A 13,011-nucleotide genomic window follows, 5' to 3' on the forward strand; every position below is an offset into this window, starting at 1 on the left:
AAATAGCCTATTATAATTAGAAATTTATATTTTTGAAACACTTTAAAGTTTTATAATGCGTATAGTACACCTGTCAGATATTCATCTCTCAAAAAGTAATTTTGATGAATTTAAAAATACATATTGTGAGGCTTTAATTAGAGATTTAATATCATTTGATAAAGAAAAAAAAATTGATATAATTGTTATTACTGGTGATTTAGTAGATAGAGGAGGACATTCGCTTTATAGTATTGATGGTTTTGAAGATAAATCAATTTATTCAAATCCCTATAGTATCTTTGAGAAAATTTTTATTAATCCGATAATTAGTGCTTTAGGGTTCTCAAAAGAGAATTTTTTATTTGTTCCTGGTAATCATGATATTGATGAAAGTGAAATATTACTTAAAGAAGAGTATGATTTAACAAAAACTTTATCGATAGACAATATTGATGATCATTTAAAAAGAAATGTAAATTTTAAGCATAGTAAAAGAATTAAAAAATTTAAAGAATTTGAAGAAGAATTTCATCGAGGACAATCAAATTATAAATACTCAAGTAATCAATCTGTTTTTTGTTATAATTTCGAAAATGTAAATATTGGATTTATTTTGATCAATGATTCTTGGAGATGCAGAAGCCAAAAATTAGATTGTGATGATAAGTTGATGTTTGGTGTAAATCAGTTTTTTAATGGTTTAACAACGCTTAGGGAATATGATACAAAATTAAATATTGCCCTAATACATCATCCTATTGATGATCTTACTGAAATAAGAGAAGTACAAAGGTGTCTAAATGTTTCGAACATAGGATTTTATTTATATGGGCATTATCATAGTAGTGATTTTAAAAAACATTATCAAGGATCATTTGATAATTGTTTTGGCATTAGGGGAAGAGCAAGCTTAAATAAGATAAATGAAGCTAATTCTTCTTATCAGCCCGGATATCAAATTATAGATTTGGACTTACAACATAAGGGGAAAATTACTGGAATACATTACAGGAAGTATAAATATGAATTTAATTATTTTGTATTTGATACTGATGTTTGCCAGACAGGAATAGATAAAGGTCCTTCAGACAAAGGAATAGAACTCAAAAGTGAGTTACAAGCTAAAAAATATTCTCTAGATAAATCACAATTTAAATCATGAATCAGAATTATTACGAATTAAGACATGTAATTAAATCTAATGAAAAATCGTTTAATTTTTATTTAGAAAATATCAATAAGCAAAAAACTTTAGAAGATAATATATTTGAGCACGATAAAATTGTTTTATTAGGTAATCCAGGAATAGGAAAATCAACTGAACTGAAAAATTTGTTTGATGGACTTTGGAGTAAAATTGATTCAAATGGTCTTGTACCTTTTTCAATAAATTTAAAAAATTTTAGGCCTGTAAATAATTTTGAAGATTTACTTGCTTATAAAGATTGGAAAACTCTTCCTCAAATAATATTTATATTAGACGGCTTAGATGAAATTGCTGAAATAGAAGATTTTTTATCAGCATTTGAAATCTTTATGAATCAACATAAACTGGCAAAATACAAATATGTAATTAGCTGTAGAACTAATATATTTGAAAAATATTTGATAAATATTGCCAATTTTGAGACATTTTATTTGGAAGATTTAACCTTTAAGCAATCAAGTTCCATTCTTAATAGAAAGTTTTCTATAAGATTAGAAGATTTAAGTCTTTCTGATAAGCATTACCAATATTTAAAAACTCCTTTTTTTTTAAATCTATTTGCAGAATATTTTATTTCTGAAAAAAAATTACCCGATTCAGATGCTAAGATGTGGGAAACCTATGTTAATAAACATATGGAACTTCAAAAAATAAAAGTGCAGAAAAGAAGAGTAATAAATATTCCAAGAGAAGTTAAAGAATTAAAAAAAATTGCTTTTTTAAATGAATTCCAACATAAAAATTTTATAACAGCAGTTGAATTAAATGATGCAGTAGGAGATAGTTATATAGAATTGATTGAGAATCCATTCTTTATCAATTTAGAAAATGAGCAAGAAAAATTTAGTTTTGAACACAGGCAGTTACAGGAATATTTTGTTGCCAAAACTCTTGCTGAAAAAAGTTTTGATGAGATACTGTCAATTATTAAGATTGATAATCTAGATAAACTACATCCTACATTATTTAATTCTATATCTTTTTTGCTCAATTTAATTACAGATGAAAATTCTATCAATCAATTAATTGATTGGATTGAAATAAATCAGATTGAATTATTAATTCGAGCAGATTCAGATCGAATAGATGAAAAATTAAAGATTAGAGTTTTTCAAAAATATTTCAGAGAAACTTGTATCGATAAAACATATTGGATAACTACTAACAGGACTTTTAATGTAAATGAAATTGCAAAATTTGGAGATTGTGAAACGAATTTTGATTATTTAATTAATATAATTGGGAATCAAGAGATACAATTTAGAGCTAGGATTTCTGCCCTAAATTTAATTAGTTTTTTTAGAAATATCTTAACTAAAAAATTCGATTGGTTTAAAATTTTTTTAGTTGAAAATTTAAAATCAATTGATAATTCTAAACAAATTAAATCAGCAATGCTTCAGTCTATTGCTATAATGAAAATATGTGTCAATGATGAAAAATACTTGGATGAATTGTTGAAAATATTTGAAGATGAAACTAATAAAGAAATAAATGTTGAACTCCTAAACATAATAAATGAATTTGATGACGTGGATAAATATTATAGCTTTATTAAAGAGGAGTTTTTAAGAGCAAATAATTTAAAACCGAGAATAGACCCAGATGAGGTTATTAGATCGAACAGTTATATTTTAAATCAATTAATATTGAAAATTAAAGATTCCGATATTTTTATTGATTTTGCTAAGTATTATTTTGATCCAAATAAAAATATTGATATCTATACAAGTGATGAAAATGAATTAATTGAAAAATGTTTAATATTTGATAGGGTAGATAATAATTTTATAACGAAGCTGTTTAAGGATATTGGTGTGAAAAAAACGCATTTTTATTTTGAAAGAAATGTTAGGGAATTAATTTCTAGAATCAGTGATGTTTCGGCAAATATTTATTTTAAATATTTGCTTGACAACTATGATTTTAAAGATATTAATTATCCATTGTCGTGTTTAGTAAATCACAAAAACATATGGTTTGTTATAGATAAGTTTAAGATTTCAAATCAATTAGATAGTAGAGAAATTGAATACTTCAGAAATTCAATTGCAAATAATCAAAAACGTGATATAGCTAGAGTTTTTAATGATGAAATGATTAAGAATGGTTTTGTTTTTAAAGAAGAATTTTTTTCTGATGAGCAAATAGCGGAAATTAAAATGAAGTTTGAAGAAAAGCCTCAAAAAAACTTTGATATCTTGTTTAAAACTGATGAATTGCTTGAAGAACTTAAGCAAATTTTTGATAGTAATGGGGAAGAAATTAGTCAGGAAAAATATTATGAAATCAATACGGATTGGTATAACAATAATGGTCATGGTAGTATAATTGATACTTCATTTGAAATATTAAGAAGTCTCGTTTATGAATTAGACGGACCACTTGTTTTTAATGATGTAAAAAAAATATTAGAGAATGAGGATTTTATTTTTGATGAAATAAAAGGTGATTTGCAGAAGGATGAGAAAATAAACAAAATTGTAATTCAAGAGACACAAAAAGAGGTTATAGAAGTTTGGATTAAGAAAAAGATATCTGAGATTAATTTTGATCAAATTTTTTCAATAAATGAAAATGGTTATTTATTATTACCAAATTATTACAAATGGGAAGCAGTAATTTATTTTTCACGTAAATTAAAAATACGCTTGCCAAAAGATTTTCTACTTAATTCTTTAATTATTCCTGAAACTACAGCATATGTTGATGAGGATAAATCTTGGTTTGATTTTTTTAGAGAGAATATTAATGATAATGATACTTTTAATGCTAAGGTTATAGAAAACATAAAAAATAATAACCTTTCGACATTTGTTTTAGATAAACATATAAACTATGCTCTTGAAAAAAATCTTAAATTAGTTTTCCCAGAAATTAGAAGATATTTATCAAAAGAAGGTAGAGAATATAATTTTAAAACTAAATTGTTAAGTTTTTATAAAATTGAGAATGATATTGAATTATTAAAAGAATGTTGTAGAAATATTTATTCTTTTAAGGCATGGGACGCAATTTCTATACTGCTAGAAGTAGGATTGGAGAAAGAATTTTGTATTGAAAAAGCTGTTACTTATTTAGATAATATTGACAATGATATTAATAAGTATTTTGTATCAAATGCATTAAATGTTCTCTTTCAATTAAAGTCTATAAAAGCTGTTGAGTATTATTTTAAATTTTTGAATGTTGACTTATATGATCGTGCTTATGCAAGTTATTTTATAAATTACGATGTCATTGAAAATTATAAAATATTAGAATCCTTTTTTGATCAGATTTATTTAGATAATAATTTTGATCGAATATTTTCGAATGCTGCAAATTTTTTAGATCAATATATTTTTAATCTGTCTAGAGAAGATGAATCTTATGCTAAAGTGCAAAGGATTTTATTTGGCATAAAGGAAAAATTGTTAAAGGATTCTAATGATCGAGGAATTTTTCAAATTAATTTATTAATTGATAATTCTAATAATAGTTATGTTAGTTCTAAATCAAAACCTTTATCTTTTAGTGAAGCTTTGAGTAAAGTTGAAGAAATTTTAAATTAAATAAACTTGCTCAGCAAAATCTACTAAAGTAATAACAACAATATCAATAACAACAAAAAAATGCGCAATTCACATTGCGCATTTTATATATAAGAAATTCTTTTATTAAGAATATTATTTCTCTTTCAACAACTTTTCTAAATATTCGACCTTTTCTTTTTCAGACTGAACCAAACGTTCGTAAAGCTCAACAACTTTATCAAGAGGATTAAAGTTACAATGATTAAAAGGACCATTTACTTGACCATTATTGGCACTATTATCATAAAAAGTATTAAAGTAATTAAAAACAGATTCTTCCGAGAAGTTTTCAAGTGCTTCAACTGTAACGCCAAGTGCTTTTGCAATTTCGGCAAGTTTTTTAGGATCAACTTCTTCGCTTCCTTCAATTCCGGAAATAGCTTGTTGGTTTGAGCCAATTGCCTGCGCAAGTGCTTCTTGTTTCATACCACGAAGTTCTCTGATTCGGCTAATATTTCTGCCAATGTGTTTTGGTTTAGTTGCTGTGCTCATAATTCAAAGGTATTTAAAATTCTTTTAAAAAATACTGATCGGTAAAAAACAAGATTGATTCGATAATATACCGTTTTGGTTGTTTTTTAGATTTAGTAAAAATACGCTTTTTCTTACTTTAATTGCAGTTAAGGAACAATTACATTTTCAACAGGTTTTGGTTTACTTAAATCAGAATCTTTGGTTTTTATAAACTTCAAATAAATAAAATATTCAACAAACGGAATCAGTAAAAACAAGAAGAAAAAGAACAATTCATGTTTCAGGATTTCTTTAAAAATATAATCTAAAATAGCTTGCAATTTGCGTCCCATTTCAGATTGTATCGAATTTTCGATTCGTTGAGGTTCGATTTTATCTAACTTTTGCAAAAGCGATTTGAATTGTGTGTAATCAATATCTTTTACGTTTTTCATGTTGGCTTGATCGTCAACAACTTTCATAAAACCATATACGCACGCGCTGTAAACTTCGGATTCATATTTTTTGAGCAAATACGAAGTCGACGAATTCTTAAAATTATCTACAGAAGCGTAACCGCTATTATTTTGTTTGATGTAAAGCGCCAAAGCCTGAGTCATAGATTTACTCACATCTTCAGACGATTTGGATAGCGTTTGAAGCGAATGCAAGAACTCTTTTTTCTCTTTTTCAGACGAAAATGTATTACCAATAGTTTTCGAATAAATATTAGAAGTTATGCTTTTATTCTCTGATCTCAAAACAGAATGTACGCCGTAAAAAAGCCCAATCATAGAAGAGAAATACAGAAAAACAACCATAAAATACGGAATCCAAAGCTTGGCAAACCAATTGTAATATTGTTTATCGCGAAAGAAAACATTTTTTCGGTACAAGTATACATTGAAAACGATTCCGAGAATAAGTCCAATAATTATAAATAAAACGATCCAGAAAATAAACCAACCAATATTGGGTAAAACATATTCTTTTGATATTTCCCAAATTTCAGACCAATTAATGCTATCGATAAATTCTTTCATATGTAGATTTAAGTGAGATAAAAATAGTTAAAACTTTTATTTAAATTAAAAATATTTTATGGGTTAGAAAAGTATGATTAAAGTTGTTGGAAGTATTTATAAAATTAAATTAACCCAAATATTGTCATTTCGACGGAGGAGAAATCTTCGCGAGTAACTCCGTAATCTAAAGTGACAATCTTTGTCGAGCTTCTTGTGGAGATTTGCTTCGCCTGTTCGCTATCGCTCGGGTCTCCTCCGTCGAAATGACAATATCGGGTTTACATTGTAGATTTTGTTACGTTTTTATCTTTGTCAAAGTTTAAAACTTTGACAAAGATTTCGTCGCGATAAGCTTTTTCATTTAAAGCTTTTATCATAAAAATCGAAATGACAAAAACTTAGCGACTTAGCGTCTTTGCGAGAAACCCATTCGCCACACTATTATATTTCCTTTAACTATTTTTTAACAAATCATGAGAGAAAAGTTATATTAATTAAAAAAATAAACTACATTTGCTCTCGAAATAAAAATAAAAGAATACATATGAACCTGTCAGCAATAAAAAATAGCAATCGTTTAGCGGAAGATTTTCCGGCTAAAGATTCAGGGCGTAATATGTATTTTATGGAATAGAAGGGTAAATTGTAGTTTCGAAACTCAGCATAAATATATAAAAGCGTCCTAATTGGGACGCTTTTTTTGTTTTAGACGCGTTTCTCCCGAAGCTTCGGGATGTTCAGATTGACAATAAAATGATAAAAAATAACCATTAACTAAAAATAATTAAAAAAATAATCGACCAAATGTTTAATGATTAAAATAAATAGCGAAATATAATCTTGAAAAGTAATCTGGTGAGAGACAGTCATTTGATACAAAAGGAGATCTGCCTCAGTTGGCGGACAGGGATTTCTATAGGTTTATTTAAGGGTTAACTATTTGATTATCAATAAAATAATTTCAAAAAAGATTTGGATAATTGATTTTTTCGACTTTATCTTTGCCGAAGAAAATCTGGAACACGGATTTCGAATAATAACAACGATTTCAATTTATAATACAATACACAAAATGGATTTTATTAAAAAAATATATAACGTACAAGCCCTATACCCAAGCTCAGAACTTGGACGTATAGCAATACAGGTGCATGAATATAGGCAATAGGATACGCATATCTTATTAGATCTCATGAAAGCACCTTTAATCGGGTGCTTTTTTTATGCCCAAAAATTAATGATTCCGTATTTCAATTGGTAGAAAAGAGGTGAATAACTTTAGAATGAAGGTTCGACCCCTTCCGGAATAACAAGTTCTCTAGAAGGAATGTTTTTGAAGGTTTTAAAAAGGTTCAAAGGCGCAGAGGTTCAAAGGTTCAAAGAAAAAAACTTAGCGACTCAGTATCTCAGAACCTTAGAACCTTCAAAAAAACTGAGAAGATAACGGTGGTTGTTTACCCGCTTTGGATGCGGGAGGTCGTAGGTTCGAATCCTACTTCTCAGACAAGGTTTTGTAAAGTTACAAAGGAGCAGAGGTTCAAAGGTTCAGAGGAAAAAAACTTTGCGACTTTGCGTCTTTGCGAGAGATTGACCAAGTGCGCTAAGAAAAAAAACTTAGCAACTTAGTATCTCAGTACCTCAGAACCTTAAAAAAAAAGCTGGAATGGCGGAATTGGTAGACGCGACTGATTTAGAATCGGTATTTTGAGAGTTCGAATCTCTTTTCCTGAACTAAAATGTTGTACAAAGTAATGTATAATCTAAAAAAATAAAAGATGAAAAAGATAAGTACACTATTCGCTAAAGATCCAAAGAATTTGGCAAGAGTAATAAATAAGATAAATGCCGAAAATGCTTGGGTAATTAATGGTGACGCCATTGCAACAAGAAAATTTGACGGAACATCTGTAGCCATTATTGATGGTGAATTGTTCAAAAGATTTGATGCCAAAAAAGGACGCGCAATTCCGTTAGGTGCAATTCCGTGTCAGGAAGCAGATTTGATTTCAGGACATCATCCGCACTGGATAAAATGTGATCGCATGAAATCTGAAGATAAGTTTTTCTTCGAAGGATTTGATTCTTTAGAAATTAAAGAAGATGGAACTTACGAATTATGCGGACCAAAAGTACAGGGAAATCCTGAAAAATTAGAGAAACATACTTTAATTAAACACGGAAGCGAAGTACTTGATTTTGTAAATCTTGGGTTTGAGGATTTAGAAAAATTCTTATCAGAAAATGATATCGAAGGAATTGTTTTTCACCATATCGCAGATGACAGAATGTGTAAGTTAAGAAAATCTGATTTCGGAATTAAACGCCTGGAATTGGAAAAAGTTTAGAAAGAGTTTTGCTGCAAAGGTTCAAAGGTGCAGAGGTTCAAAGGTTCAAAGAAAAAAAAGTTAGTGTCTTTGTGCCTTAGTGGCAAAAAAATAAATAAATATTAGAAATTATGAAACAAGATTACAACCGAATTGCTCTTGTAGGAATAGAACAAGAAGAATATGATATTATAAAAGCCAATTATTCTGGACATATTATTTGGCATCAATCAATTCCGAAAATTGTTGTTAAAGATGAAGTTCTTTATATGGAAAAATCAAACGGAATCGGAATGTTGCCTGTAGACAAAGTGGTTTATTATGGAATTTACGACAATGATTTTGACTTTATTTCTGGTTTGGCAATCTGGCGAGGTGCTTGTTATCCTAATGCTGCTGCGATGTTGGATTGTCGTTTTAAGATTCCGTGTCTGGTAAAAGCTTTAGCTCATTCGAGATTTAGCGCGCCACGAGGATTTATTAGCGCAGGCGCTTCGGTAAATGTTGGCAATGATACTGTTGCTAAATGGGGAAACTGGCATTGTGGCGAAAACAAACATCGTTTTACAGGAGAATGGGAAAGCGAATTTACCGCAACAACTGAACCTTATTACGAAGGTGAAGCCGTTAGGATTATGATAATTGGAGATGTTTATTGGCAAATAAAACTGGAAGGTGATTCGTGGTTAAAATCAATTCACCCGGATAATGCCGGATTTATGGAGGTTGATACTGAGTTACTTGCTGATACTTTGCATATTAAAAACACTTTGAATATGGATATGATTGGTAATGATTATATCGTTGCAAAAGACGGTTCTAAATATTTATTAGAAGTAAATCATATTCCAAACATAACCCGATTTGAAGACGTAAGACAAGTCTATTTATCGACCGTAATTGAATGGATAAAATAAAATTTTTGCACTGCGCAAAATCATTGCGCAGTGTAATTTGAATATTTGCTCAGGAAATAAAAAACGTTCTTTTAAAAAATGAAATACATCAAAGGAAACTTTGATTTACAATATCAAACAAGTCCTGTTGCGTGTTTCTGTATAGCACCATTGTAGGGAACTTTTCGCGAAAGCGTATTATGTTTTTCTATGCAACTTGATTTGGAGGTTTTAGGTTGTTTTCCAAAAAACGATCACAAACTATGTTGTGGGTTCGAGTCCCACTCGCAGCAATGCGATAACTCAATTGGATAGAGTAATAGAAATCAGACTCAAAATCTGTTTTTTAGAGACCATCACTCTTAAAAAGATGACCATTGAAAAAAAACTGATTTGTCTTTGTCAGTGAAACCTGGATTTTAGAATCCAAAAGTTTCACACTCAGGATAAAACCAGTGCGAACAGAAACGTATTTTGAAATACTCTTTTTCTTTTCGGTTTGATTGTTTGAGCGATTTTTTTAGAATTTAGAATCGCTTTCACAAAATAGAATTGCAAAACAATTGGAATATACAAAACTCCAACTATTCGTCCGTTTTCTCAGAGGAGAGAGACATTGAGGTTTTTTTATTTTTAGAGAAGATAGAAGCTGCTTAGTAGAAGCAAGATTTTAGAAGCAAGATTGTTGTGGATAGAATATAGAGAATAGAAAATAGAGGCAAGATTTTAGAAGCAAGATTGTTGAGAGTAGAAAATTGGCTTGAGAAAATAGACTTGAGAATAAAGATTATAGAGAATAGAGGCAAGATTTTAGAAGCAAGATTGTTGTGCTTAGAAAATTGACTTGATAAAATAGATTTTAGAAAATAGAAAATATAACTAAGTTTTTTGGCGGTTACAGAACATGAAACATGAAACCAAAAAAACTTGAAACAAAAATATAAAAAGATGATAAAGAAAGTAAAAATCGAGGCTTACCAAGTGGGTTTGGTGTTCGAAAACAGAAAATTAGTTAACGTTATTGAGCAAGGTTTACATTGGATTTTTGGGAACAAGAATGTAATGATTTACGATATGAATGCGAATTTCATTGCTCCGTTTGAGTTGAATGTTTTGTTGGAAAACGAAATATTGGCTTCAATGTTAGATGTTGTGGCTGTTGCCGATAACGAGATTGTTTTGCAATTCGTGAACGGAAACTTTAAAGGAACTTTGGCCGCAGGAAGATATGCGTTCTGGAAAGGAATTGTGAAAAATGAATTTACCAGAGTGGATCTTTCTAAGATTGAAATCACAGAGAATGTTTCGGTGAATTTGTTAGAACACAATCAGTTGAAATACTATGTTCGAAAATTTATCGTGTCTAGCAACGACAAAGCTTTGTTGTTTGTGAATGGAACTTTCGTGAAAGAATTAAAAGCGGGAACGCATTATTTCTGGAATAATACGATTACAATCGAAGTTAAAACTGTTGATGCAAGACAACAACAAGTGGAGATTTCCGGTCAAGAATTGCTGACAAAAGATAAGGCAGGATTAAGAATCAATTTCTTTGTGAGATACCAGGTTATTGATATTATGAAAGCACTTGTTGACAATAAAGATTTTGAAAAACAATTGTATGTGGCAATGCAATTGGCTTTAAGAGCTTTTGTTGGCGGATTGACTTTAGATGAGTTATTGGCGAAAAAAGATGCTATTGCAGAAGCGATTTTGGCTGAAGTAACCGTTAAAATTGACGAGTTAGGTTTGACAATTTCTGATGCGGGAATCCGTGACGTGATCTTGCCTGGAGATATGAAAGAAATCATGAATCAGGTTTTGGTTGCCGAGAAAAAAGCGCAAGCCAACAGCATTATGCGAAGAGAAGAAACTGCCGCAACTAGAAGTTTGCTAAACACAGCAAAGCTGATGGAAGAAAACGAAATGTTGTGGAAATTGAAAGAGATGGAATACGTGGAAAAAATCGCAGACAAAATTGGAGAAATCACAATTTCTGGAAGCGGAAACGTAATTGGTCAATTAAAAGAAATCTTCGTAAAATAGAAATCATCAGCAGTAAATGTTGAAGGTTTTAATTAAAAAATAGAATTAAGAATGAATCAAGAAATATTATTTATGTCGGATCATGATTTTGATCCGACCCATATAATTAGGTTTAATGAACGTCTGTTTACTTCTGTCGAAGAAATGGATTTAGGACTCATTAAACGGAGGAATCAAAAGTTAAGTACAAGGAATTATATATCAATTAGGTGATATCTCTGATCAGGTAAAAGTGTTTTTAAAGCTTTGCAGATAAGGGATTCCCAGAATTCCCGTGTTTTCCTGAGGTTCCAAAAGGATTCCTAAAAGAAAATATATCATGCGTACTAATACATTAAAAGAATATAAAAAAGCGATCAGGAATAAATATGAGATAGAAAGAGAACGTGAATACTTTGATTATTTGGACAAACCGTCTCGTGGAAAACTACGTGATTTCTGTTGGTTAATTTTCGAAAATGACCCAACCGAAGATGATCTAAGAGTTTTTAGAAATCTATTTTCTATGGATTTTGATCCTACCAAAAAGAAAAAATTTAAAGACCAAAAAGATAAGTTCAGACCTATCGAAACATTCTTTAAAGGCGAAACAGATCCAACAAATATTGATGCAATTAATCTGGCAGCAATTATGGTAGATTTTGAACCGCGTCCTTTTAAGAAGTTTCACGAAAAATGCCGACTTGAAGAAGCGAAACAACTTGAAAAAAGCAATAAGACTAAGAAAGTTACTGAAAGCGATAAAAAAGTCATAAACATTTTCAAATGGCGGAAACGATACAAAAAAATCGGAAAAAATCTTCGTCAGGTAATGGCTCTTTTCTAGAAGTGGAATTATAAAATATTAAAAAATTAAAAAATGAAAACTACAGATAAAATTATTATCATCGATTTAGAAGCCACATGTTGGCAAACGACTGTCCCGCAAGGTCAGGAAAATGAAATTATAGAGATTGGTTTGGCAGTTCTGGATTCAGAAACTGGTAAAATCACTCAAAATCAAGGTATTTTGATCAAACCACAACGCTCGAGTGTGAGTCCGTTTTGTACGGAATTGACAACGATTACCCAAGATTTACTGGATAAAAACGGAGTAAGTTTTGAGGAAGCAATCGCGAAATTGGTTGACGAATATAATCCGGATTTATATACCTGGGCGAGTTACGGTCAATACGATCTCAATATGCTGAGAAAGCAATGTAAATCATTCGGGATTCCGTATCCAATGGGGGATGAGCACATTAATGTGAAAGTCTCGTTTGGAGATAAATTTGGTTTAACAAAACCAACCGGAATGAACGGAGCCTTGCATTTGCTGGATATTCCGCTGGAAGGAACGCATCACCGAGGAATTGATGATGCAAAGAATATCGCTAAAATTTTGCATTGGTGTTTACAGAATTAGATAGCAATCTGTATGATTATCAATTCGAAAAAGCAATATTCGGTAAAAGAACTGCGAATTTTTGTGATTTGCAGTTCTTATTTTTACGATTTAAAGAT

The 13,011-nt window shown here is 30.0% G+C and carries 9 protein-coding genes and 1 tRNA gene; 8 read left to right on the forward strand and 2 right to left on the reverse strand.

From position 1 onward, the window contains the following. The first annotated feature begins 55 nt into the window (after positions 1-55). Complete coding sequence (locus C8C83_RS16480; protein ID WP_121329501.1) at positions 56-1,144, forward strand: metallophosphoesterase; 1,089 nt, start codon at positions 56-58, stop codon at positions 1,142-1,144. Next, entirely contained in the window at positions 1,141-4,743 is a 3,603-nt protein-coding gene (locus C8C83_RS16485) for a hypothetical protein (RefSeq protein WP_132011815.1), read from the forward strand. The genes C8C83_RS16480 and C8C83_RS16485 overlap by 4 nt, the downstream gene beginning before the upstream one ends. A gap of 114 nt (positions 4,744-4,857) precedes the next feature. Here the strand turns inward: C8C83_RS16485 and C8C83_RS16490 are convergent, their stop codons facing one another. After that, the gene (locus C8C83_RS16490) at positions 4,858-5,256 is read right to left on the reverse strand and encodes a helix-turn-helix transcriptional regulator (protein ID WP_121329504.1); all 399 of its coding nucleotides are present in this window, start codon (positions 5,254-5,256) and stop codon (positions 4,858-4,860) included. A 128-nt stretch (positions 5,257-5,384) separates the two neighbouring features. Next, on the reverse strand, positions 5,385-6,260 hold the full coding sequence (locus C8C83_RS16495) for a hypothetical protein (protein WP_121329505.1): 876 nt from the start codon (positions 6,258-6,260) through the stop codon (positions 5,385-5,387). 1,414 nt (positions 6,261-7,674) lie between these two features. On the opposite strand from C8C83_RS16495, the gene C8C83_RS27250 reads away from it, so the two are divergent. From C8C83_RS27250 to C8C83_RS16525, 6 genes are all read left to right on the forward strand, one after another. After that, positions 7,675-7,746: transfer RNA gene (locus C8C83_RS27250), tRNA-Pro, on the forward strand. 271 nt (positions 7,747-8,017) lie between these two features. Further along, positions 8,018-8,587 carry a hypothetical protein gene (locus C8C83_RS16505; protein ID WP_121329506.1) on the forward strand — a complete coding sequence of 190 codons (570 nt, stop codon included), beginning with the start codon at positions 8,018-8,020 and terminating at the stop codon, positions 8,585-8,587. Between the two features lie 110 nt (positions 8,588-8,697). Beyond that, positions 8,698-9,483: a hypothetical protein gene (locus tag C8C83_RS16510; RefSeq protein WP_121329507.1), complete on the forward strand. Its 786-nt coding sequence runs from the start codon at positions 8,698-8,700 to the stop codon at positions 9,481-9,483. Between the two features lie 927 nt (positions 9,484-10,410). Further along, a complete protein-coding gene (locus C8C83_RS16515; RefSeq protein WP_132011816.1) occupies positions 10,411-11,508 on the forward strand; it encodes a slipin family protein in 1,098 nt (365 codons plus the stop codon). A 319-nt stretch (positions 11,509-11,827) separates the two neighbouring features. Then, a complete protein-coding gene (locus C8C83_RS16520; RefSeq protein WP_121329508.1) occupies positions 11,828-12,334 on the forward strand; it encodes a hypothetical protein in 507 nt (168 codons plus the stop codon). A 33-nt stretch (positions 12,335-12,367) separates the two neighbouring features. Continuing rightward, the gene (locus C8C83_RS16525; protein WP_121329509.1) at positions 12,368-12,913 is read left to right on the forward strand and encodes a 3'-5' exonuclease; all 546 of its coding nucleotides are present in this window, start codon (positions 12,368-12,370) and stop codon (positions 12,911-12,913) included. Positions 12,914-13,011: the final 98 nt, after the last annotated feature.

The organism is Flavobacterium sp. 90 (genome assembly GCF_004339525.1).
Classification (GTDB): Bacteria; Bacteroidota; Bacteroidia; order Flavobacteriales; family Flavobacteriaceae; genus Flavobacterium.

Coding starts and splice junctions, on each gene's coding strand:
- C8C83_RS16480 (WP_121329501.1), top strand. CDS start 56: ATGCGTATAGTACACCTGTCAGATATTCATCTCTCAAAAAGTAATTTT.
- C8C83_RS16520 (WP_121329508.1), top strand. CDS start 11,828: ATGCGTACTAATACATTAAAAGAATATAAAAAAGCGATCAGGAATAAA.
- C8C83_RS16495 (WP_121329505.1), bottom strand. CDS start 6,260: ATGAAAGAATTTATCGATAGCATTAATTGGTCTGAAATTTGGGAAATA.
- C8C83_RS16490 (WP_121329504.1), bottom strand. CDS start 5,256: ATGAGCACAGCAACTAAACCAAAACACATTGGCAGAAATATTAGCCGA.
- C8C83_RS16525 (WP_121329509.1), top strand. CDS start 12,368: ATGAAAACTACAGATAAAATTATTATCATCGATTTAGAAGCCACATGT.
- C8C83_RS16510 (WP_121329507.1), top strand. CDS start 8,698: ATGAAACAAGATTACAACCGAATTGCTCTTGTAGGAATAGAACAAGAA.
- C8C83_RS16485 (WP_132011815.1), top strand. CDS start 1,141: ATGAATCAGAATTATTACGAATTAAGACATGTAATTAAATCTAATGAA.
- C8C83_RS16515 (WP_132011816.1), top strand. CDS start 10,411: ATGATAAAGAAAGTAAAAATCGAGGCTTACCAAGTGGGTTTGGTGTTC.
- C8C83_RS16505 (WP_121329506.1), top strand. CDS start 8,018: ATGAAAAAGATAAGTACACTATTCGCTAAAGATCCAAAGAATTTGGCA.